Annotated in this window: 20 protein-coding genes; 5 read left to right on the forward strand and 15 right to left on the reverse strand. The window is 69.6% G+C overall.

What is annotated here, in order from left to right:
- Positions 1-52: 52 nt before the first annotated feature.
- A complete protein-coding gene (locus ACWDNU_RS19590; RefSeq protein ID WP_449669914.1) occupies positions 53-1,504 on the reverse strand; it encodes a glutamate synthase subunit beta in 1,452 nt (483 codons plus the stop codon).
- The gene (gene gltB, locus ACWDNU_RS19595; RefSeq protein WP_449669915.1) at positions 1,497-6,029 is read right to left on the reverse strand and encodes a glutamate synthase large subunit; all 4,533 of its coding nucleotides are present in this window, start codon (positions 6,027-6,029) and stop codon (positions 1,497-1,499) included. The genes ACWDNU_RS19590 and gltB overlap by 8 nt, the downstream gene beginning before the upstream one ends.
- A gap of 561 nt (positions 6,030-6,590) precedes the next feature.
- Here gltB and ACWDNU_RS19600 point away from each other — a divergent pair.
- The gene (locus ACWDNU_RS19600; protein ID WP_449669916.1) at positions 6,591-7,217 is read left to right on the forward strand and encodes a YigZ family protein; all 627 of its coding nucleotides are present in this window, start codon (positions 6,591-6,593) and stop codon (positions 7,215-7,217) included.
- 22 nt (positions 7,218-7,239) lie between these two features.
- Here the strand turns inward: ACWDNU_RS19600 and ACWDNU_RS19605 are convergent, their stop codons facing one another.
- The 6 genes from ACWDNU_RS19605 to ACWDNU_RS19630 form a co-directional block, all read right to left on the reverse strand.
- Positions 7,240-7,494, reverse strand: a complete 255-nt coding sequence (locus ACWDNU_RS19605) for a hypothetical protein (RefSeq protein ID WP_354747791.1) — start codon at positions 7,492-7,494, stop codon at positions 7,240-7,242.
- Between the two features lie 120 nt (positions 7,495-7,614).
- A complete protein-coding gene (locus tag ACWDNU_RS19610; RefSeq protein ID WP_449669917.1) occupies positions 7,615-8,532 on the reverse strand; it encodes an aminoglycoside phosphotransferase family protein in 918 nt (305 codons plus the stop codon).
- 90 nt (positions 8,533-8,622) lie between these two features.
- Positions 8,623-9,189: a TetR family transcriptional regulator gene (locus tag ACWDNU_RS19615; RefSeq protein ID WP_354747787.1), complete on the reverse strand. Its 567-nt coding sequence runs from the start codon at positions 9,187-9,189 to the stop codon at positions 8,623-8,625.
- Positions 9,190-9,261: 72 nt separating this feature from the next.
- A complete protein-coding gene (locus ACWDNU_RS19620; protein WP_449669918.1) occupies positions 9,262-10,470 on the reverse strand; it encodes a cytochrome P450 in 1,209 nt (402 codons plus the stop codon).
- Positions 10,471-10,597: 127 nt separating this feature from the next.
- Positions 10,598-12,016 (reverse strand): MFS transporter, encoded by a 1,419-nt coding sequence (locus ACWDNU_RS19625; RefSeq protein WP_449669919.1) that lies wholly within the window; start codon positions 12,014-12,016, stop codon positions 10,598-10,600.
- Entirely contained in the window at positions 12,017-13,453 is a 1,437-nt protein-coding gene (locus tag ACWDNU_RS19630) for an FAD-dependent monooxygenase (protein WP_449669920.1), read from the reverse strand.
- An 85-nt stretch (positions 13,454-13,538) separates the two neighbouring features.
- Here ACWDNU_RS19630 and ACWDNU_RS19635 point away from each other — a divergent pair, with 85 nt between their 5' ends.
- Positions 13,539-14,051, forward strand: coding sequence for a MarR family winged helix-turn-helix transcriptional regulator (locus tag ACWDNU_RS19635; protein WP_370935234.1), 513 nt, complete (start codon positions 13,539-13,541; stop codon positions 14,049-14,051).
- A complete protein-coding gene (locus tag ACWDNU_RS19640) occupies positions 14,048-14,446 on the forward strand; it encodes a hypothetical protein (protein WP_370935235.1) in 399 nt (132 codons plus the stop codon). The genes ACWDNU_RS19635 and ACWDNU_RS19640 overlap by 4 nt, the downstream gene beginning before the upstream one ends.
- Positions 14,447-14,535: 89 nt before the next feature.
- On the opposite strand, the gene ACWDNU_RS19645 is transcribed toward ACWDNU_RS19640, so the two are convergent.
- The 6 genes from ACWDNU_RS19645 to ACWDNU_RS19670 form a co-directional block, all read right to left on the reverse strand.
- Positions 14,536-15,288, reverse strand: coding sequence for a maleylpyruvate isomerase family mycothiol-dependent enzyme (locus ACWDNU_RS19645; RefSeq protein WP_449669921.1), 753 nt, complete (start codon positions 15,286-15,288; stop codon positions 14,536-14,538).
- A 59-nt stretch (positions 15,289-15,347) separates the two neighbouring features.
- Positions 15,348-16,058: a class I SAM-dependent methyltransferase gene (locus tag ACWDNU_RS19650; RefSeq protein WP_449669922.1), complete on the reverse strand. Its 711-nt coding sequence runs from the start codon at positions 16,056-16,058 to the stop codon at positions 15,348-15,350.
- Positions 16,055-16,978, reverse strand: a complete 924-nt coding sequence (locus tag ACWDNU_RS19655; RefSeq protein ID WP_449669923.1) for an alpha/beta hydrolase — start codon at positions 16,976-16,978, stop codon at positions 16,055-16,057. Before ACWDNU_RS19655 ends, ACWDNU_RS19650 begins: the two co-directional genes overlap by 4 nt.
- A 1-nt stretch (position 16,979) precedes the next feature.
- Positions 16,980-17,717, reverse strand: coding sequence for an FkbM family methyltransferase (locus tag ACWDNU_RS19660; protein WP_449669924.1), 738 nt, complete (start codon positions 17,715-17,717; stop codon positions 16,980-16,982).
- 124 nt (positions 17,718-17,841) lie between these two features.
- A complete protein-coding gene (locus ACWDNU_RS19665; RefSeq protein WP_449669925.1) occupies positions 17,842-18,498 on the reverse strand; it encodes a response regulator in 657 nt (218 codons plus the stop codon).
- Entirely contained in the window at positions 18,495-19,601 is a 1,107-nt protein-coding gene (locus ACWDNU_RS19670; protein WP_449669926.1) for a sensor histidine kinase, read from the reverse strand. Before ACWDNU_RS19670 ends, ACWDNU_RS19665 begins: the two co-directional genes overlap by 4 nt.
- A 148-nt stretch (positions 19,602-19,749) precedes the next feature.
- Between ACWDNU_RS19670 and ACWDNU_RS19675 the strand changes: the two genes are divergently transcribed.
- Positions 19,750-20,940 carry a cytochrome P450 gene (locus ACWDNU_RS19675; RefSeq protein ID WP_370935238.1) on the forward strand — a complete coding sequence of 397 codons (1,191 nt, stop codon included), beginning with the start codon at positions 19,750-19,752 and terminating at the stop codon, positions 20,938-20,940.
- Positions 20,941-20,942: 2 nt separating this feature from the next.
- Positions 20,943-21,158, forward strand: a complete 216-nt coding sequence (locus tag ACWDNU_RS19680) for a ferredoxin (protein WP_370935239.1) — start codon at positions 20,943-20,945, stop codon at positions 21,156-21,158.
- Positions 21,159-21,245: 87 nt separating this feature from the next.
- On the opposite strand, the gene mtnA is transcribed toward ACWDNU_RS19680, so the two are convergent.
- On the reverse strand, positions 21,246-22,211 hold the full coding sequence (gene mtnA, locus ACWDNU_RS19685; RefSeq protein WP_449669927.1) for an S-methyl-5-thioribose-1-phosphate isomerase: 966 nt from the start codon (positions 22,209-22,211) through the stop codon (positions 21,246-21,248).
- Positions 22,212-22,229 lie beyond the last annotated feature (18 nt).

The raw sequence follows: 22,229 nt of genomic DNA on the forward strand, positions 1-22,229 counted from the left end.
CCGAGACTGAACGGAGCAGGCGCGGCGACGTTGACCCGCCTGCTCCGAGCCATCAGGAGATCGGCCGGTCCGTCGGCGCGATCGGGGCCGGGAGCACGCCCCGGCCGGTGAGGAAGGCGTCCACGCCGGCCGCGCACGAGCGGCCTTCCGCGATCGCCCACACGATCAGCGACTGCCCGCGGCCCATGTCGCCCGCCACGAACACATTGTCCACAGTGGTCTGGAAGTTCTTGTCCCGCACGACGTTGCCGCGCTGGTCCAGGTCCACGCCCAGGTCGGTCAACAGGCCTTCGCGCTGCGGGCCGAGGAAGCCCATCGCCAGCAGCACCAGCTGCGCGGGCAGCTCGGTCTCGGTGCCCTCGACCGGCACGAACTTGCCGCCCTCGTTGCGCACCTCCACCAGCTTCAGCGCGCGCACGCGCCCGTCCTCATCGGACAAGAACTCCTGCGTGTTGACCGAGTACAGCCGCTCGCCGCCCTCCTCGTGCGCGGAGGTGACGCGGTAGATCATCGGGTACGTCGGCCACGGGTGCGCGTCCGAACGCGACTCCGGCGGCTTCGGCATGATCTCCAGCTGGGTCACGGACTTCGCGCCCTGCCGGTGCGACGTGCCCACGCAGTCCGCGCCGGTGTCGCCGCCGCCGATGACCACGACGTCGAGGCCCTTGGCCGAATACGGCGACTCCTCGAGTTCGCCCGCCGCGACCCGGTTGGCCGGCGGCAGGAACTCCATCGCCTGGTAGATGCCCTCGGCCGAACGGCCCTCGATCGGCAGATCGCGCCACGCCGTCGCGCCGCCGGCCAGCACCACGGCGTCATGGTCCGACTTGAGCTGCTCGACGGTGACGTCCACGCCGACGTTCACCGACGTCCGGAATTCCGTGCCCTCGGCCCGCATCTGGTCGAGGCGGCGGTCAAGCCGGAACTTCTCCATCTTGAACTCGGGAATCCCGTACCGCAGCAGCCCGCCGATCTTGTCCGCCCGCTCGTAGACCACGACGGTGTGGCCCGCGCGGGTCAGCTGCTGCGCCGCGGCCAGCCCGGACGGACCGGACCCGACCACGGCGACCTTCTTGCCCGTCTTGGCGACCGGAACCTGCGGCGTCACCCAGCCTTCCTCGAAGGCCCGGTCGATGATGGAGATCTCGACCCGCTTGATCGACACCGGGTCGTCGTTGATGCCGAGCACGCACGCGGTTTCGCACGGCGCCGGGCACAGCGTGCCGGTGAACTCCGGGAAGTTGTTCGTGGCGTGCAGCCGTTCCGCGGCCTGCTGCCAGTCCTCCCGCCACACCAGCGTGTTCCACTCCGGGATCAGGTTCCCGAGCGGACAGCCCTGGTGACAGAACGGGATGCCGCAGTCCATGCAGCGCCCGGCCTGCTTTTCCAGCTTGGTCGTCGCGAAGTCCTCGTAGACCTCGCGCCAGTCCATCAGCCGCAGGTCCACCGGACGCCGCTTCGGTTCCTCGCGCGTGGTGGTCAGAAAGCCCTTGGGGTCAGCCATGTGCGGCCTCCATGATCGCCTCGTTCACGTCCCGGCCGTCGCGTTCCGCAGCAACCTGGGCGGCGAGAACGCGCTTGTAGTCCTTGGGCATGACCTTGCCGAACCGGTCGACCGCACTGTCCCAGTCCGCCAGCAATGCCCGCGCGACGGCGGATTCGGTTTCGTTGTAATGCTTTTCGATGGTTTCGCGCAGGAAGTCGACGTCCGCGGTGTCGAGCGGGTCGATGTCGACCATCTCCGGGTTGACCCGGTGCGCCGGCAGGTCCAGCACGTACGCGACGCCGCCGGACATGCCCGCCGCGAAGTTGCGGCCGACGTTGCCCAGCACGACCATCCGGCCGCCGGTCATGTACTCGCCGCCGTGGTCGCCCACGCCCTCGACGACCGCCAGCGCGCCGGAGTTGCGCACGCAGAACCGTTCGCCCACCTGGCCGCGGATGAAGATCTCGCCGCTCGTGGCCCCGTACGCGATCACGTTGCCCGCGATGATGTGGTTCTCCGCGACGATCGGCGATTCCTTCGGCGGCCGTACGACGATCCGCCCGCCGGACAGGCCCTTGCCGACGTAGTCGTTGCCGTCGCCGTAGAGCCGCAGCGTGATGCCCTTCGGCACGAACGCGCCGAACGACTGGCCCGCGGTGCCGGTGAAGGTGACGTCGATGGTGTCGTCGGGAAGCCCTTCGCCGCCCCACTTCTTCGTCAGCTCCGAACCGAGCATGGTGCCGACGGTGCGGTTCACGTTGCGCACCGGCAGTTCCAGCCGCACCTTGTCGCCCGCCGCCAGCGCGCCCTCGGCGAGCTGGATCAGCGTGTTGTCGAGCGCCTTGTCCAGCCCGTGGTCCTGCTTCACGGTCTGGTGCCGCACCGCGCGCGGCGGCAGCTCGGGCACGTGGAAGATCGGCGACAGGTCGAGCCCGGCGGCCTTCCAGTGGTCCACCGCCTTGCGCTTGTCGAGCAGCTCGGCGTGGCCCACGGCCTCCTCGACCGACCGGAATCCCAGCTCCGCCAGGTACTCCCGGACCTCCTGGGCGATGAACTCGAAGAAGTTCACCACGTACTCCGCCTTGCCGCTGAACTTCTCGCGCAGCTTCGGGTTCTGCGTCGCGACGCCGACCGGACAGGTGTCGAGGTGGCACACGCGCATCATGATGCAGCCCGACACCACCAGCGGCGCGGTCGCGAAACCGAACTCCTCGGCGCCCAGCAGCATCGCGATCATGACGTCGCGGCCGGTCTTGAGCTGGCCGTCGGTCTGCACCACGATCCGGTCGCGCAGCCGGTTGGCCAGCAGCGTCTGCTGCGTTTCGGCCAGGCCCAGCTCCCACGGTCCGCCCGCGTGCTTGATCGAGGACAGCGGCGACGCGCCGGTCCCGCCGTCGTGGCCGGAGACCAGCACGACGTCCGCGTGCGCCTTGGACACGCCCGCCGCGACCGTGCCGACGCCGACCTCGGACACGAGCTTCACGTGGATGCGCGCGTCCGGGTTGGCGTTCTTGAGGTCGTGGATCAGCTGTGCCAGGTCCTCGATGGAGTAGATGTCGTGGTGCGGCGGCGGGGAAATCAGCCCGACGCCCGGCGTGGAGTGCCGCGTCTTCGCGATCCACGGGTACACCTTGCCGCCGGGCAGCTGCCCGCCCTCGCCAGGCTTCGCGCCTTGGGCCATCTTGATCTGGATGTCGTCGGAGTTCACCAGGTACTCGCTGGTGACGCCGAACCGGCCGCTCGCGACCTGCTTGACCGCGCTGCGCCGCTCCGGGTCGTACAGCCGCTCCGGGTCCTCGCCGCCCTCGCCGGTGTTCGACTTGCCGCCGAGGCGGTTCATCGCGATCGCCAGCGTCTGGTGCATTTCCATCGAGATCGAGCCGTACGAGATAGCCCCGGTGGCGAACCGCTTCACGATCTCCGAAACCGGCTCGACCTCCTCGATCGGCACCGGCTTGCGGTCGCCGAACTTGAAGTCGAACAGCCCGCGCAGCGTCAGCAGCTTCTCGGCCTGGTCGTTGACCGCCTTCGTGTACTCCTTGAAGACCTCGTACTTCCCGGACCGCGTGGAGTGCTGCAGCTTGAACACCGTCTGCGGGTTGAACAGGTGCGGCTCGCCTTCGCGCCGCCACTGGTAGTCCGCGCCGGTTTCCAGCTCGCGGTGGCTCGCCCGCACGCCGTCGGCCGGGAACGCCCGCACGTGCCGCTGCGAAACCTCCTCGGCGAGGGTGTCGAAGCCGACGCCGCCGAGGCGTGAAGTGGTTCCGGTGAAACAGGTGTCGATCACTTCGGCGCCGAGGCCGACCGCCTCGAAGATCTGCGCGCCGGTGTAGGAGGCCACCGTCGAAACGCCCATCTTCGACATGGTCTTGCGGACGCCCTTGCCGAGCGCCTTGATCAGGTTCGTGGTGGCCTGCTTGGGAGTCACGCCCGGGATGAGGCCCCGGTGCGCCATCTCCTCGACCGTCGCCATCGCCAGGTACGGGTTCACCGCGGCCACGCCGTACCCGACCAGCAGCGCGATGTGGTGCACCTCGCGCGCGTCGCCCGCCTCGACGATGAGGCCGACCTGCGTGCGCGTCTTCTCCCGCACCAGGTGGTGGTGCACCGCGCCGGTGAGCAGCAGCGAGGGAATCGGCGCGTGGTCGGCGTCGACCCCTCGGTCGGACAGCACGATCAGCCGCGCGCCGTCCTCGATCGCCTCGGACACCTCGGCGCGGATCTCGTCGAGCCGCTGCAGCAGCGCGTCCCCGCCGCCGTTGACCTTGTACCGGCCCATGACGGTGACCGCCTGGAACTCGGGCAGGTCGCCGTCGTCGTTGACGTGCACCAGTTTCGCGAGCTGGTCGTTGTCCAGCACCGGGAACGGCAGCACGATCCGGCGGCACGAGGACGAGTCCGCGGCCAGCAGGTTCGGCTCCGCGCCGATCTGCGTGCCCAGCGCGGTCACCAGCTCCTCGCGGATCGCGTCCAGCGGCGGGTTGGTCACCTGGGCGAACAGCTGGATGAAGTAGTCGAACAACGGGCGCGAACCGGATGAAAGGGACGCGAGCGGCGAATCGTTGCCCATCGACCCGATCGGCTCCGCTCCGGTGCGGGCCATCGGCTCGAGGATGGTTTCCAGCTCTTCCTCGGTGTAGCCGAACGCCTGCTGCCGCCGGACGAGCGCGGCGTGCAGCGGGACCTCGCGGTCGCGCTCGGGCAGCTCCTCCAGTCGGAGCAGCCCGGCGTCGACCCATTCGTCGTACGGGTGCTCGGAAGCGAGCTGGCCCTTGATCTCCTCGTCCTCGACGATGCGCCCGGCGACGGTGTCGACCAGGAACATCCGGCCCGGCTCCAACCGTCCTTTCCGGACGATCTTCGCCTGGTCGAGTTCGAGCACGCCGACCTCGCTGGCGAGCACCACGAGACCGTCGTCGGTGACCCAGTAGCGGCCGGGGCGCAGGCCGTTGCGGTCCAGCACCGCGCCGATCTGCGCGCCGTCGGTGAACGCCACCAGCGCCGGCCCGTCCCACGGCTCCATGAGCGTGGAGTGGAACTCGTAGAAGGCGCGGCGCGCGGGGTCCATTTCCTGATGGTTCTCCCATGCCTCCGGGATCATCATCAGCACCGAATGCGGCAGCGACCGCCCGCCGAGGTGCAGCAGCTCCAGCACCTCGTCGAAGGACGCCGAGTCGCTCGCGCCGCGCGTGATGACCGGGTAGATCCGCTTGAGGTCGCCCGGGATCAGGTCGGTCTCCAGCAGCGCCTCGCGGGCGTCCATCCAGTTGCGGTTGCCCTTGAGCGTGTTGATCTCGCCGTTGTGCGCCACGTAGCGGTACGGGTGCGCGAGCGGCCACGACGGGAAAGTGTTGGTGGAGAAGCGGGAGTGCACCAGCCCGATGGCGCTCGTCACGCGCTCGTCGGCGAGGTCGAGGAAGAACTTCTCGACCTGCGGCTCGGTCAGCATTCCCTTGTAGACGATCGTGCGCGAGGAGAGCGACGGGAAGTACACGTCGTCCTCGACCAGTTCGTGCTCCACGCGCTTGCGCACGCAGAAGGCGGCGCGCTCGAGCGCGAGGCCGTCGAGATTGTTCTTGCGCCCGGCCAGGAACAGCTGGGTGAAGTGCGGCATGGTCTGCGCGGCGGTCGGGCCGCAGTGCGCGGTGTCGACCGGCAGCTCGCGCCAGCCCACCACGCGCATGTCCTCCTCGGCGGCGATCCGCTCGATGGTGGTCATGGCGCGGCCGCGGCGCTTTTCGTCCCGCGGAAGGAACGCCGTGCCCACGGCGTAGCTGCCTTCCGGAGGCAGCTCGAACCCGGCGACCTCGCGGTAGAACGCGTCGGGAACCTGGATCAGCAGTCCCGCGCCGTCCCCGGTGTCCGGTTCGGCCCCGCGGGCGCCGCGATGTTCCAGATTCTCCAACGCGACAAGGGCTTTCGCCACGATCTGATGGTCTCGGCGACCGGTCAGGTCCGCGACGAACGCCACCCCGCAGGCATCGTGCTCGTAAGCGGGGTCGTAGAGGCCGTCAGTGGCCGGGGTGCTCGAACGGTGGGTCACGGCTGGCCGCCTCCCAAGGCGTTGGCGCGGTTCTTTCACTCCGAAGGAGGGTTCATCACTGAACCGGTTAACGAAGTGGTCCGAAACCGCGATGGTCAGTCGAGAAGGGAAACCGTCCGGTGCCTCCGCACTCGCGAGGCGCGGCACTGCGTCGCGATGCGTGGCTGACCGCGGCCGGTCGACGACCGGGCCGGGTGCCGGATGGTTTGTCACCGCACGGCGATGGGCGGCGGAAAAAAGTTCTGCACGTCGCTGTACAGGCGCACGCGCCGGGGTCGGTCAGCCTGTGTGGTGGGGGCCAGCCGGGGCGCGTGGTGGTGACTCCCGGGTTCGCCGGGTCTTATGACGATAGTGTGAATTCGCTGTGATCGACATACGTCATCGCGCTCTCGTGGGATAAGCCACGCATACGTTGACGCCCTCCGGGGTACTCCCATATGTCGGGCCGTCTCTCCCGACACGCGGTCAGCCAGGGCGCTGACCTGCGCAAACCTGTCTGCCCGCCCGGTGTCAACCCCGCGTCTGATGCTGGTTGACTGGTGGTCATGAGGGGGAGCGCCGATGACTGATCGTTATCTGTCCGTGGCGGCGGCGGGGCTGCACGAGATTGAAATACGGCGTTCACGGTTCCTGTGCGCGCTCGCTCCGGCCGGCGACGAGGCGGCCGCGCGGGAGGTCATTTCGGCCCGCCGGCGCGCCGAACCCGCGGCCCGGCATCACTGTCACGCGTTCGTCCTCGGTCCGGACGGCCGCACCCAGCGTTCGAGCGACGACGGCGAGCCCGCCGGGACCGCTGGCGTCCCGATGCTGGAGGTGTTGCGCCGCCGCGAAGTCACCGACACGGTCGCGGTGGTGTCGCGGCATTTCGGCGGAGTTCTGCTCGGCGCGGGCGGGTTGATCCGCGCGTACGGACAGGCGGTGTCGGACGCGCTCGACGCGGTAGGCCTGGTGGAGTACCGGCGATTGCGGCTGTTCGACGTAACGATGGACTACACCCGCGCGGGCCGCTTCGAGAACGATCTCCGCGCTTCGCCGTACGTGCTGCACGAGACGCGTTTCGAGGCGGCGGCGCACTTCGCGGTCGGGTTGTCGCCCGGCGAGGAAGAACGATTCAGCAGCTGGCTGGCCGACCTCACCGGCGGCGAGGCGGTCGCGGCCGAACTGGGGGAGGAGTGGGTTCGCGGGTAGCCGCGCACCGGGCTCCGGAAGATCAAGCTGCGACGGGCTTTCCGTCCAACGCGCGCGCCCCGGCCTCGGTGAGCACCGCGCGTACCCGCGCGCCGCACGCTCCGTCCTCGGCGGGCGCGATCAGCCCTTTGCGGACGAGGTCGCGGACCGTGCCCTGGTCGCAGCAGCTCAGTCCGTCCACGAACAGGTCCGGTTCGCAGCTGCAGCTGATTTCCGCGTGCCCTCCGGCGACGGCACGCAGGGTTGCCCGCTCCCGATGGTTCAACTCGGCAGTCACGGCGGTTCCTCCTTCTGTCCCGGCCCCTGTGTACCCCGGGAACGGTTCCAGTGTCCGTCGCGAATGCCGGGTTGTCGCGTATTTCACTCCTTTTTACGGGGGTATGTCGCGGGGTACCCCTCATACGCCCCACCATGCGTCGGCAAGGGATACGAAAGTAGGTTTTTCCGGAGCCGGGAGCACGTCGAGGTACCAGCGGAAGTCGCTGTAGACGTGCAGAAGCGCGTACACGAGGCAGCGGCGGGAAAACTCCGCGCCGAGGTCGGCCGGACGGTAACCGTAAGCGAGCAGAAGACTCCGCAAAACTGCCCGATCGCCGCCGGAAACGAACAAGCCGACCGCGCCGAACTCGTATTCCGGCGCGCCGCGCATCGCCGGTTCGAAATCGAACAGGCCGGACAGCCGCCAGTTATCCCCTTCGCGGGTGACCATCAGATGGTCGCGCATGACTTCGGTGTGCACCGGAACGGTTTCCGGCGTTCCCAGGTCCACCGAGTCGACGAACTCCGGCAGCTGGGCGAGCCAGTGTTCGGCCAACGCGGTCTCGCGGTGGTGGTCGACCAGCTTTTCGCGTTGCCCGGCAAGGAACGCGGTCCAGTCCTGGGGAGCGAGCACGGACAACGCCGGGTCGCGCACTGAGTGCAAAGTGGACAGCGCCTCGCCGATCTTCGGGGCGAGCGCGAGTTTGTCCGCTGTGGACAGTTCCGGCCAGACCTGCTTGAGCGTGCGCCCGGGAAGCCGTTCCATCGCGACGTAACCCCAGCCGTCGCGCGTCCCGGCGTGCACGACGCCCGGTGTGGGGACGGGGAGCTTGCCGTGCAGGACCTCCAGCATGGTGCGCTCGGTGGTCAGCTCGTCGAGATAGACCGGCGGATAGAGCTTCAGGACGAGCTGGTCGCCGACCGCGTACACCGGCAGCGAACCGTCGTCGAAGGACACGGGCTCGCCGGGTTCGCCCAGCGAGCGGAGAAGGTCTCGCACCGCGGGCAGCAGGCTTTCGCGGGTCAGTTGGTCGGGCTCGGCGGCGGATGGGAACATGCGCCGACGCTATCGGCGTGTCTTCCGCCGCCGCAGCGAATTACTTGCCGCGGGCGGGTTTGCCGTACGTGAGGGGTGCCAGCCAGTGAGTTACTTGCTGCGTTCGAGCAGGGTGCGCACGGCGGGTCCGATGAGCCGTTCGATCTCGTCGGCGGGCGCGGTGGCGAGCGGCTCCTTGCGGGTGATCGAGCGGACCAGCCCGATGCCGAGCAGCCAGGCCATCGCGAGGTCGGCGCGGAGCTCGGCGTCCGGCTCGTCGGTGAGCCCGGAGAGCGCGCGGGTGTACTCGGCGTCGAGCTGCGCGCGGAGAGCCTCGTCGGCGCGATCGGTGCCGGACGACCGCAGGTAGGTCTCGATGGAGCGCGACGCCGTGTCGTCGCGTTCGAGGAGGCTCCGCAGCGCCGCGGAGAACAGCCGCTCCGGCGGGGTCGTCTCGACCTGGGCCAGGCCGCCGCGCGCCATCACGTGCTCGAACAACGCGTCCTTGCTGCCGAAGTACCGGAACAGCAGCGCCTGGTTGACGCCCGCGCGGTTCGCGATGTCGCGCACCGTGGTGCGGTCGAAGCCGCGGTCGGCGAACAGCTCGGCCGCGGCGTCGAGCAGCGCGGCTTTCGTCGCCGTCGCGTCGCGTTTGCGCGAAGGCTGGTCCGCGGCCATTCGGTTTCCCCCTGGGGTGCGCTGGTGTGCGCGACGAGGTTAACCCGGACGGCCGCGGATCGGCCGGACGAACTACGCGGGCCAGGCGACCGGCAGCTCCTCGGGGCCGTAGACGAGCGCGTTGTGCTTGTACGCCAAAGATTCCTTCGGCACCGCCAGCCGCAGGTCCGGCACGCGGCGGAACAACGCGGTCAGCGCCTCCTGCATCTCGACCCGGGCGAGCTGCTGGCCGACGCACTGGTGCGCGCCGAACCCGAAGGCGACGTGCGTGCGCGGCGATTCGCGGGTGAAGTCCAGCTGGTCGGCGTGCGGATAGCGTTCCTCGTCGCGATTGGCGGAGTTCAGTGCGGCGATCAGCCAATCACCCTCGGCCACCGTCTGGCCGCCGACCTTGACCTCTTCGGTGGCGTACCGCAGCACGCCGAACTGCACGACCGACAGGTACCGCAGCAGTTCTTCGACCGCCCGCTGCGGATCGGCGAGGGCCTGCGCGCGCTGGTCCGGGTGTTCCAGCAGCACGAGGGCACTGAGCGCGATCATGTTGGCGGTGGTTTCGTGTCCGGCGACCAGGAGGCTGAGCCCGAGCATGATGAGCTCGTCCAGGTCGAGCGGCTCCCCGGAGGCCTCGGCCCGGACGATGAGCTTGCTGAACAGGTCGTCCTGGGGGTCCTGCTGCTTGCCGGCGAACAGTTTCCCCAGGTAGCCGGCCAGTTCGTGGTACGCCTGCTCGGTGGTTTCGGCGTCTTGATCGGTGCTGACCAGCACGCTGCTCTGACGCTGGAACAGCTCGCGGTCGGCGTACGGGACGCCGAGCAGTTCGCAGATCGCCAGCGAGGGGATCGGCAGCGCGAAGTCCCGCACCAGGTCGGCGCGGCCCGGCTTGGCGAGCATGGCGTCGAGGTGCTGCTCGACCTGCTCGCGGACGTACTCGCGCAGCTTCTCCACCCGCCGGACGGTGAACTCGGCGACGACCGTCTTGCGCAGCCGGGAATGCTCCGCGCCGTCGAGCTGGATGATCGAACCGGGGTCGACCTCGGCGTACGGGTCCTGTTCGGCTTTGACGTGCACCGACGAGGCTCCGCGCGAGCTGAGCGCCGGGTCGGCGAGGACGGCGCGGACGTCGTCGTAGCGGGTGACGAGCCAGGTGTCGAACCCGGCCGGGCAGCGGATCCGCGACACCGGCGCGGTCTCCCGCAACGAGGCGTATTCGGCGGGCGGGTCGAACGGACATCCGGTGGTTCGGGTGGTCGGGAGTGCCGGGGTCTCGGGCGGGGTGGGCATGCGGATGGCGCCTTTCCTCCGACGGTGCGGGCATCTTCCACTCTGGAGACGCCCGCACCGTCGCGGGGCGATCGACCGGGATAGGCGACGGAAGGACCACAGCTCTGCCCGATTCACCCCATCGCGATTAGACCGGTTCGGTGATCGGCTCGTCGGCGAAACGGCGGGCTACCCGCTCGGCCCCGGCGCGTGCCCAGGCGGTGGTGGCGAGGACGGCGAGCGCGATGATGAGCGTGGTGCCGCCCGCGACGGCCCACCAGGCGGTGGCGTAACCGGCCAGCGGGGTGGCCGCGGCGGCGAGAATCGTGCCCGCGACGGCGACGCCGAGGGTCTGCCCGACCTGCCGCGAAGTGGACGCGACCGCGGCGGCGACCCCGGCTTGAGACCGCGGCATGCCGCTCACCGCCGCGTTGGTGATCGGCGGGTTCAGCAGGCCGAAGCCCATCCCGAACACGCCGTACGCGATCGCGAGCACCCACAGCGGCGTGGTGTCCGAGGCGGTGGTGAGCACGACGGCAACGACGGTCATTGAGATCCCAGCGGTCAGCAGCGGAATCCTCGCGCCGCGAGTGGCGACGAGACGCCCGGCCAGCGGCGCGGCGATCGTGACGGCCACGGCGGTCGGCAAGAGCATCAGGCCGGATTGCAGCGCCGACAGCCCGCGCACGTCCTGCAGGTACAGCGGCGACAGGAACAGGAACGTGCCGAATGCCGCGAGGCCGCACACCGCGCTGATCGTGGCCGACGAGAACGGCGCGCTCCGGAAGAACCGCAGTTCGACCAGCGGTTCCCGGCGGCGGATTTCCCAGCGGATCAGTGCGAGCAACGCGAGCACGCCGAGCCCGGCGAGACTGAGGATCAGCGGCGAACCCCAGCCGAGCCGTTGGCCTTCGATCGCGGCGGTCACCACCGAACCGAGCAGCACCACGACCAGAACCTGACCGACCGGATCCGGCCGCCGCGGCCGTGGAGCCCGTGATTCCGGCACGTAGCGCATGGTCAACGCGATCGCGGCGACGACCACGGGGACGTTGACCCAGAAGATCGCCCGCCAGCCGATGCTCTCGGTCAGCACGCCGCCGAGCACCGGGCCGACGCCCAGCGAGATCCCGACGATCGACCCCCACACCCCGATCGCCCGCGCGCGCTCGCCCGGGTCGGCGAAGACGTTCGTGATGATCGACATCGCGACCGGGTTCAGCATCGCGCCGCCGAGCGCCTGCACGATCCGCGCGGCGACCAGCCAGCCGATCGACGGCGCGACGCTGCACAGCAGCGAGCCGAGTCCGAAAAGGACCAATCCGGCCAGGAAGATTCGCTTGCGCCCCAACCGGTCTCCGGTGGCGCCGCCGAGCATCAGGAAGCAGGCGATCACGAGCGTGTAGGAGTCGATGGTCCATTGCAGACCGTTGATCGACGCGTCCAGATCGGTGCGGATGACCGGGAGCGCGACGTTGACGATGGTGTTGTCCATCGCGACGACAAGAATGCTGGAGCACAGGATCGCGAGAATGCCGAAGCGTCCGCGCGCGGTGTCCACGCCCATTCAGCGCTCCATCCAGTCAGTGGTGATCTTTTCGTCCGCTGTCCACACTTCGGCGGCGTAACCGTCCGGGCGCACGAGCACGGCGGCCAAGTCGTGCCAGTCCCGGGTTGAGCGCACGGCGTTCTCGCCCTCCGCGACCGTGCTGCCGAACGCCACGAGAGTCAACCGGTCCGGCCGCAGTGCGCGGTGGAGGGTGCGGCCGTCGGCGAGCGGGAGATTCGGTACGCGCCGGCCGACGAGACTGCCTTCCTCGGCATAGGAAACCTCCAGCCCGGACAGCCAGCCGCGCAGTTCGTCCGCGGTGTCGCCGTCGCGGCCGATGAGGTCGGACATCAAGTCGCGCAACGCTTTTCCGCCGGGCGTGAAGTTGACCATGAGCGCGGCCTGGGCGAGGGTGTTCGCCGCGAGCCGGGCCGCGATGGGGCGGCGTTCGGCGTCGTAGGACTGCGGGCCGTCGATGATGCGCTGCGGCGCGCGGCCCTTCACCTCCGCGGCGAGTTTCCACGCGAGGTTCGCCGCGTCCTGCACGCCGACGTTGAGGCCTTGACCGCCCGCCGGAAGGTGGACGTGGGCGGCGTCGCCCGCGAGGAACACCCGGCCGACCCGATACTGCTCGACGTGGCGCGTGGTGTCGCCGGTCCGCGAGGCCCAGAGCACCTCGGTGATGCCGAAATCGTCGTCGGCGAGCCGTTTGAGCGTCGCGCGCAGTTCGATCTCGTCGGGAATCAGAGCTTGGCGGCGCGCGGCTTCCTGAGGCGTGAGGCCGGTGTCGCCGGGTTCGTGGCCGAAGATGCGGTGAATGCCGCCGGGCAGCGGAAGCACGCTGTACGAGCCGCGCTCGTAGTCCCAGTTGTGCGGGTGGGCCGGCGGGCGTTCCAGGCGCACGTCGGCGAGGAAACCCATGGTGGACGCGGGATTTCCGGGAAAGCCGACGCCGAGCGCGTGCCGGGTCGCGCTGTGCGCGCCGTCCGCGCCCACGACGTAACCGGCGCGCTGGGTGTCGCCGGTTCCCGAGACGATGGTGACGCCTTCCTCGTCCTGCGTCAGGCCGGCGAGTTTCCACCCTGGCTCGATCACGACGCCCCGCTCGGCCAGATGTTCGGCCAGCAGTCGCTCGGTTTCCGGCTGCGGGAGCATCAGCACGAACGGGAACGAAGTGTCGAGACCGGTGTAGCTCAGCAGGTTCGGCAGGGTCGCGAAATGCGCGGCGGGCACCGGATTTCCCTCGGCGACCATGCGCGCGGCGAGCGAGCCCGCCTCGTCTGGCAGCGCGTCGAGGACTTCGAGCGTGCGCGGATGGACGGTCGTCGCCCTCGATTGCCCTGCGGGTTCCGGAGTCGCCTCGAAGACCCGCACCGCGACTCCCGCGTGGTGCAGGAACGCGGCCGCCGCCATCCCGACGGGTCCGGCTCCGATCACCGCGACTTCGATGTCCATGGTTCCCCCTTGGTTCGACTGGCGAACTGTCTTGACGTCAAGGTATTCTCTCACTGTCTTGATGTCGAGAGAAAGGTCCGTGCCGGTGAACACAACGCCGCGCGACGCGGTCGACGACCTGGTGGACGCCGTCCGGCGCGGCGGCGGCGACGAGAGCGTGCTGGGCGCGAAGTCGCTGTCCTACCGGCTGCGGCGGGTCGCGCACCAGCTGGAAGTGGCGATGCGCCGCGAACTGTCCGCGCACGGGATCGAGTTGTGGGAGCTGGAAATGCTCGCCGCGCTCAAGCGCGCGCCCGGGCACCGGCTGACGCCAGGGCAGGTCATGGCCGCGGTCGAGCTGACCTCGGGTTCGGTCACGCACCGGATCACCCGGCTCGAAGCCCGCGGCTGGGTCCGCCGCGACAAGGACCCCGGCGACCGGCGCTCGGTGCTCGTGACCCTCACCGAGGAGGGCAAACGGCAGGCGCTCGCGTCGTTCGAGCTCAAGACCGAGATCGAACGCGAAATCGCGCGCGCTCTCGACCCGGAAACCATCGACGTGGTGAACGACGCGCTGCGGCGGGTTTCGCATCACCTCAAGGGAAAGGACGAGCAATGAAGCGGGAAACCCTAGGCGCGGCAGCTATTGTCGCGGGCCTGGCCGCCGCCGCGCCGTCGGTGTGGCAGACGGTCACGCACATCACCGATCCGAGCTACCGCGCACCGGAGGTTCAGCACGGCGAAGGTCACGTGCAGTACCACATGGCGCGCGAAGCACTGATCACCGCGGGCGCTTTCGGTGCGGTGGGCACCGGGTTGGCCGCCGGACGGGATCGCTCGCCGGCGCTGTGGCGGGCAATGGCTTGCGCCGCAGGCGGTTTCGTGGCAGCGATGTGGTCCGGCGGTCCGACGACCGGGGTGTGGGCACCGAACCGCAAGGCGCTGGCGATCCACGTGGCGTCGACTAGCGCGTTGACCTTGGGTGTTGCGTTGTTGCGGCCTAGACGTCGTTAGCGGGAAACGCGGGTGTTCTCGAGCCGCGCTTTCGCGTCGTCGACGAGCGCGTTGACGGTGGGTGTCGCGTTGCTGCGGCCCAGGCGTCGTTAGAGGAAGACCCGGGCGTTCTCCAGCCACGCCTTCGCATCGTCGCCGATCGCGGCCAGACCGGTTTCGTCCAGGGCGCGCCGCTGAGTGATGCGAAGGCAGAAATCCCGTGCGCTGCCTCGGATCCGTTGCGCGGCATCGTCCGGACCCCAACCCCAGACGGTGCCGTCGGGACCGGTCAGCTCGACCCGGATCGGCTCGGTCGGCAGCGGCAGCTGGGCGGCGTAGAACGAAAGCCCGCGCCCGGCGAAACCCAACGCGGCGATGTGCTTGAGCCGGTCCGTCGGACGGTGTTCCAGGCCCACGGTGTCGAAGATGTCCTGCCCGTGCGCCCACGTTTCCATCAGCCGAAGCGCCGCTCCGAGCGTCGCGGTGGACTCCGAGCCGTACCACGGAAACGCCTGGTCCAGCGGGATCTCGCCGAGCGCGGCCGCCGCTTCGGCCCGTCCGGCGCGCCAGCGGTCCAGCAGCTCCGAACGCGGCCGCGCGGCACCCTCGGCCGCGACGGTGTCGGCGTCTTCCGCCAGCACGTCGGCGAACTTCTCCGGCGTCCGGATGGCGAGGACGACGTTCGCGTCGGCCGCCGCGAGGTGCGCGATCTGGTGGCCGATCGTCCACCCCGCGGCTGGGGTCGGTCTCGACCAGTCCGGTTCCGCGGACACCACCGCGTCGAGGTCGTCGCCTTCCGCGAGCAAGTCCGGCAATGCGACTTCGCGGGCTATCTCGGACAAATCCAGGCCGTAGTCCAGCATGCGACCACGCTATCCAAATCGCAGCCGTCGCCGGGACGTTCGGGAACCGGTTATTGGCCTTACGGGCAGCCGGTTTCCGCCGCGACGATCAGGAAGTTCGGCATGTGCACGTAAGCCTCGATCCCGTGCGCCGGGTCGAGCCCCGGCTCGACGACCTCGCGCACCCGGCAGCCGAGCGCGGCCACCTCGTTGAGATACGCGGAAAGCGGCCGGTGGAAGTCGGACGCGTCGCGCCCGGCGATCTCGTACTCCGCCAGATACTCCTTCCGGCGGTATTCGCCGTGCTCCCGCCAGGTGCCGAACAACTCCTCGAACGCCGGATGGACGATCGCGAACACGAACAGCCCGCCCGGTCGCAGCGCCTCGACGCAGGCGCGCATCGCGGGCTTCCAGTCGGGAATCGCCATCAGCACCATGCTGCAGACGACAGCGTCGAACGGCTCCAGCTCGGGCAGGTGCGCGAGATCCGCCTGCAGATAAGAAATATCCGCCGCGGACTTCTCCCGGGCGAACGAAATCAGGCTCTCGGCCGGTTCGACCCCGGTCACGCTGGCGCCGCGCTCGGCGAGCATCCGGCTGAAGTACCCATTGCCGCAGCCCGCGTCCAGCACCCGCCGGCCGCGCACGTCGCCGAGAAGCCGGAGAAGGACGGGGTTGACCAGATGCTCTTTGGAGAAGTCGCCGTTGGCGGCGGTCGCTTCCATCGATTCCCGGCTGCTGCCGGCGTCCCACTGCTGGATGGCGGCTTCGTTCGTCCATGCGGAGGTCATTGGATCGAGCCTAGGGCGGCGGGACGGCGCTGTCGCATGGTTTGCCGGGCGGTAGCGATGCGGGTCAGGGCGGTCAGCGAGTCGGTTCCGGGGCTGAGGTAGTGGTCGTGGTCCGGGACGTCCGAGGCGGCGAAAACGCGGGCGCCGAACGCGGGGTCGGCGGGCTTGGTTCCGTGGCCGAGGCCGAACAGCCGGACCCCGGGAACCCAGCGGATCCAGTCCCTCGCGGACTGCCCGGCCCAGACCCGCGCGGTGGTGCGCAGCCGGGTGACGTCGCGGACGCCCATGCCCGGGCTGCCGAAGCTGGCGAGGTCGGTCACTTGCGGGGGCAGGTGCGGGGCGGCGAGGCCCAGAACGGTCGACCCGTAGCTGTGTCCGAGAAGCGCGATCGTCGCTTGTGGACGGACGGCGAGGAGGCCGCGGACGAACCGGTTCAGCGCGGCGGCTCCCGTCCGGGCGAGGCGTTCGCGTGCGGCGGGGAGGCCCACGCCGCCAGGAGGTTCGTAGCCGAGCCAGGCGATGACCGCGAAATCGTCCGGCCCGGCCCGGTGCAGATCGGCCGCCTGCACTGCTGGCGCTCGGTATCGCAGGCCGCCCACGCCGGTCCAGAACGTATCTGCGCGATTGGCCACGCCCGGTACCAGAACGGCGATCCGGTCCGCAGTGGACAGATCTCCGAACACCTGCGCGACCCGGCCGGTGCCGCGTGGATCGAACAGCAGAATCTGCTTTTCCCTTTCGCTCGCGGGAAGTCCGGTGGCGCGCCGGTTCGCCGCGTAGCGCAACTCCGGTGGTGCGCCGTCGAGTGTGCCGACGAAACCGGGGTAGTGCGCGACGAGGTTCTGCTGGGCATTTCGGTTCAGGGAGAGCAGGAAACGGTGCACCGCAACGGGGTCGGTCCGGTCTGGAATTCGGATCACGTCAGTCGGCTGGCCGGAAGAGATAGTTGTTGGCGTGCAAGCAAACCTGGTCGACGGCTTGCCATCCGCGCCGCCAGGTGTACATCCGGTATCCGCGCCCGGTCAGCCACTGCACGACATCGTCCGGCGAGTAGGAATAGCGCACGGTGTGCCGCGCCTCGATTTCGACCAGCACTGCGGGCCGGAAGGCGGCGATCGTGTGCTCGCCGCCTTCCAGGACACGCAGTTCGCCGCCTTCGACATCGATCTTGAGAAAGTCGAGCCGGGTCAAGCCCGCCTCCGCGCACAGCTTGTCGAGCGTGCTCACTTCGACCCGCATGTCGACGTGATAGGCGAAATCGGCGGTAGAACCCAGATTCCGGGCATCCAGGCCGAGAAAAGCGCGGCTGGTAGCCGCTCCGTACGACGTGAACGGAACCCGCATCGTCGCTTCCCCGGCGTGCGTGCCCAGCGCGACGGCGTGCCGGACGACGTTCGGCCGTTCCCAGGCGCCCAGCACCCGGGACCACACCGGATGGGAGAAGACCAGCGGTTCGACGCTGTGCACTGTCCCGGCGGGCCCGGCCAGGCGGGAAAGGGCCTGGCTGTACAGGCCTGCCGCGGCGCCCACGTCCACGCAGACGTCGCCGGGGCGGACCAGTTCCCGCAGCGTGTGCACTTCGGTTTCGAGATAGGGAGTCCGCCGCGCGAGCAGATTGACCGTCGCGGCGGTCAGGGCGGAGCGGTCGAATCGGGGCATCGGTTCCTCGGCTGTCGGTCGGCGATGGTGCGCCTCCGACGATGCCGACCTTGGCCCGCCGCTTCATCGGCCGCCAGGCGGCATTGCCCGCGGCCGGACCCGCCCGCGGGGGTAAGCCGGAGGGTCACCCGGGCGGGCGGACGAGCCCCATTTCGTACGCGAGGATCACGAGGTGGACGCGGTCGCGCGCGTCGAGTTTGGTGAACAGCCGGGCGACGTGCGCCTTGGCGGTGGCGGCGCTGATGAACAGCTCGGCGGCGATTTCGTGGTTCGTCTTGCCTGAGCCGACCAGCGTCAGCACTTCGCGTTCGCGTTCGGTGATGCCCTCGGCGGATCGGTGCGGCCGGGCCGGTCCGGGGCCCAGCGCGAAATGCGAGATGAGCCGGCGGGTGACGCTGGGCGCGATGAGGGCGTCGCCCGCCGCGACCACCCGGATCGCGGCGAGAATGTCGTCCAGCGCCATGTCTTTGACGAGGAATCCGCTGGCTCCGGCGCGGAGTGCGCCGTAGACGTGCTCGTCCTCGTCGAAGGTGGTCAGCACCAGGACCCGCGGCGGTTCGGGGGAGGCCGTGAGGCGCCGGGTGGCCTCGATGCCGTCCATGCCGGGCATCCGGATGTCCATCACCACCACGTCCGGCTGGGTGTCGCGGGCGAGCTCGACCGCTTCCGCGCCGGTTCCGGCCTCGCCGATCACGAGGAGGTCGTCGTGGTCGGCGATGAGGACGCGCAGGTCGCTGCGGATCAGCGGCTGGTCGTCGGCGAGCAGGACGCGGACCGTCACCGGACGCCTTCGGGCAGCGGGAGCCGGGCAGTCACCCGGAAGCCTCCTTCGGGGCGCGGCCCGGCGGAGAACTCGCCGCGCAGCAGGGCGACGCGCTCGCGCATTCCGGCGATGCCGTAGCCCGCGCCTTGACCGCGGCCCCGCCCGTTGTCGGTCACCTCGATGCACAACTCCTCGGCACGCTGGTCGAGCACCACTTCGCACTCGCTGGTGCCAGCATGGCGGACCACATTGGCGACGGACTCCTGAATGATCCGGAACGCGGACAAATCGATGTCCGGCGGAAGCGGTCGCTGCTCGCCGAGCCACCGTAGCCGCACGCTCAGCCCGGCGTCCGCCGAACGCGTGACCAGGCGGTCGAGGTCCGCCAAACCCAGCGGCGCGGGCTCGGCGTCCGATTCGCGCAGGGCACCGAGCATCCGCCGCAGCCCGGCCAAAGTCTCGCGGCTGGCGTCTTCGATGGCGTGCAGGGCGGCCTCTGCCTCGGCGGGCTGAGTGTCGATGACGCGGCGGCCCATGCCGGCCTGGAAGGCGATCACCCCGATGCTGTGCGCGACCATGTCGTGCAGCTCCCGCGCGATCCGCAACCGCTCGGCCTGTACTGCTTCGGCGGCGGCATGTGCTTGTCGTGCCAGGGAGTTCTGCCGTCGCAAGCGCAGCGCGCTCCCGCCCAGCCAGGCGATGACCAGCCCCGCTACAGCTTCGAGCGAACCACGCTGGCTGTAACTGGGCCACAGCGGGAAAACGTTCGCTACCGCGGCCTGCACGACCAGCATCGCGGCGGCAGCAGCGAGCGACACCTGCGACCGACGGGTGGCGGCGACGTAGCCGATTGCGAGGTCGACACCGACGATCTGCAGATATCGGATGAAGGAGTCATGCCCGGGCATCGGCAGCAGCGGGCTGACCGCCAGCTCTGCCGCCAGCAGCCCGAGCACGGCCCACGGATGCCGCCGCAGGACCCCGACCGGCAGCACCATCGCGAGCACCGGCAACACCGAAGCCGGGCCGCCGACTGTCGCCCAGAAGACCAGCACCAGCGGCGACAGTGCGAAAGCCGTCCAGGCCACCGCCGTCTTCGCTGGCAACTGCGCCACGGCCATGCCGTTGATCGTATCCACGGTGCCGTTGTCCGCATCGGCTCACGGGACTACGCCCGCGGGATTACCTCTTCGCGCGGTTGACCCGGTACCGGTGCCAGGTGTAGGCATGTAAGCACCTGCTTACAAAGGGATCCGGGGAGTCGTTGGCATGACCACCACGCACACCGAACCGCTCGCCTATCCGTTCAACGAGGAGGCGGGCCTCGCGCTCAACGAGGCCTACACCGCCGCCCGCGAGAACGCCGGGATGATTCGCGTCCAGATGCCGCACGGCGAGGCCGCCTGGCTCGCCACCCGCTACGCCGACGCCCGACTGGTGCTCGGCGACCGGCGGTTCTCCCGGGCGCTGGCGCAGGACAGCGACGAGCCGCGGATGTCGGAGTACCGGCGTCCGGGCGGGATCCTGTCGATGGATCCGCCGGATCACACGCGGCTGCGCACTCTCGTCGCGAAGGCGTTCACGGCGCGGCGCGTCGAGGAACTGCGCCCGAGGGTCGCGCGGCTGGCTGACGAGTTGATCGCGGAGCTGCGGGAGCACGGGCAACCGGCTGATCTCGTTGATCTGTATGCGTTGCCGATTCCGGTCGCGGTGATTTGCGAGTTGCTCGGGGTTCCTGTGGGGGATCGGCCGCAGTTCCGGGAGTGGAGCGATGCGGCGTTGTCGACCACGCGGCTTACGCCTGAGGAGTCGGAGCGCAGCCGCGAGGAACTGCGGGCGTACATGGCTGGTCTGATCGCCGAGCATCGCGCGCGGCCGCAGGACGATCTGATGACCGCGCTCATCGAGGCGCGGGATGTCCGGGATCGGCTTACCGAGCTGGAATTGGTCGATCTGTGCGTCGGGATTCTGGTCGCTGGGCACGAAACGACCGCCAGCCAGATTCCTAACTTCGTGTATGCGCTGCTGGATCAGCATGAGCACTGGGAGCGGTTGTGCGCCGACCCGTCGCTCATCCCGACGGCGGTGGAGGAGTTGCTTCGCTTCGTGCCGCTCGGTGCTGGAGCCGGATTCGCCCGGTATGCGACGGAGGACGTCGAGGTCGGCGATGTCCTGGTGCGCCAAGGGGAACCGGTGCTGGTGGCGATCGGTGCGGCCAACCGCGACCGGCTGCAGTTCGGCACCGCGGACCAGCTCGTCCTGGATCGCGGGGACAACCACCATCTCGGGTTCGGGCACGGGGTGCACCATTGCCTCGGCGCCCCGCTCGCGCGGCTGGAACTGCAGGAGGCGCTGCGGGCGCTGACCCGGGAGTTGCCGGGGCTGCGGCTGGCCGGGGATATTGAGTGGAAGACGCAGATGCTGGTCCGCGGGCCGCGGTCGATGCCGGTGGGATGGTGACGATGAGCTGGACGGTCGAGGTCGACGGGGGCGTGTGCATCGGGAGCGGGATGTGCGCGTCGCTGATGCCGGAGGTGTTCGAGCTGGACGGGGCCACCGCGCGTGCCGTCTCCGGGACTGTCGGACCGGACGAAACGGTGCTGGACGCTGCGGACTCCTGCCCGGCTATGGCGATCACCGTGCGGGACGGCGCCGAGGTCGTCGGCCCGCGCCCCTAGCTTCGGACTGCGGTCGGTACGTGAGGGGAATCCTGAGGGAATCAGATTCCCTCCGGGTTCCCCTCACGACCCTCCGCCGCACCAGGCTCACGAGCCGAAAACGCCGTCCTCGGCGACCACCGCGGTGATGAGCGCCGCGGGAGTGACATCGAAGGCCGGGTTGAACACCACTGATCCCTCCGGGGCGATCGTGGCTCCGCCGAACTTCGTCAGTTCCGCGGCCGCGCGTTCCTCGATGGCGATGTCGGCACCGGCAGCGATGGTTTTGTCCACTGTGGACGTAGGTGCGACGACTACGAACGGAACTCCGTGGTGCGCGGCGACGATGGCCAGGCTGTAGGTGCCGATTTTGTTGGCCACGTCGCCGTTCGCCGCGATCCGGTCCGCGCCGACGAGCACACAGTCCACGAGACCGCGCGCCATCGCCGCGGCTGCCGCGCCGTCCGGCTGCACGCGATACGGCACTCCGGCCTGTTCGAGTTCCCAAGCGGTGAGCCGGGATCCCTGCAGCAACGGACGGGTCTCGTCGACCAGCACCGATTCCACCAGGCCCCGCGCATGCAGGTGCCAGACGACGCCGAGCGCCGTGCCCCACGAGACGGTCGCCAGGTGGCCGGTGTTGCAGTGGCTGAGAAACCGCAATGGCCTGCGTGGGCACGCATCCAGCACCACTTCCGCCGCGTGCGCCGACGCGGTGCGGTTGCGCTGCTCGTCTTCATCGAGCATCGCCCGCGCCTCGGTCAGCACCGCGTCGGCCCCATTCGGCAGCTGTGCCAGCGCGCGGGAAACGCCCCAGGCCAGGTTGACCGCTGTCGGCCGGGCATGCGCGATCCGGTCCGCTTCCGCCCGTACATCCCCGCCTTGGTAAGCCGCCAGTGCGACTCCCAATGCGCCAGCCGCTCCCAGCGCCGGTGCTCCGCGGACAGCCAGCCGCTGGATCGCGTCGACCAGTTCGGTCACCGTGCGCAGAGTAAGCGTGCGGTATTCGCCGGGAAGTGCGACCTGGTCCACGATCACGATCGCCCCGTCGGCCCAGTCGATGGTCCTGCGCATGCGTCCTCCCGCTCCGGA

It is taken from the genome of Amycolatopsis sp. NPDC003676 (assembly GCF_053587275.1).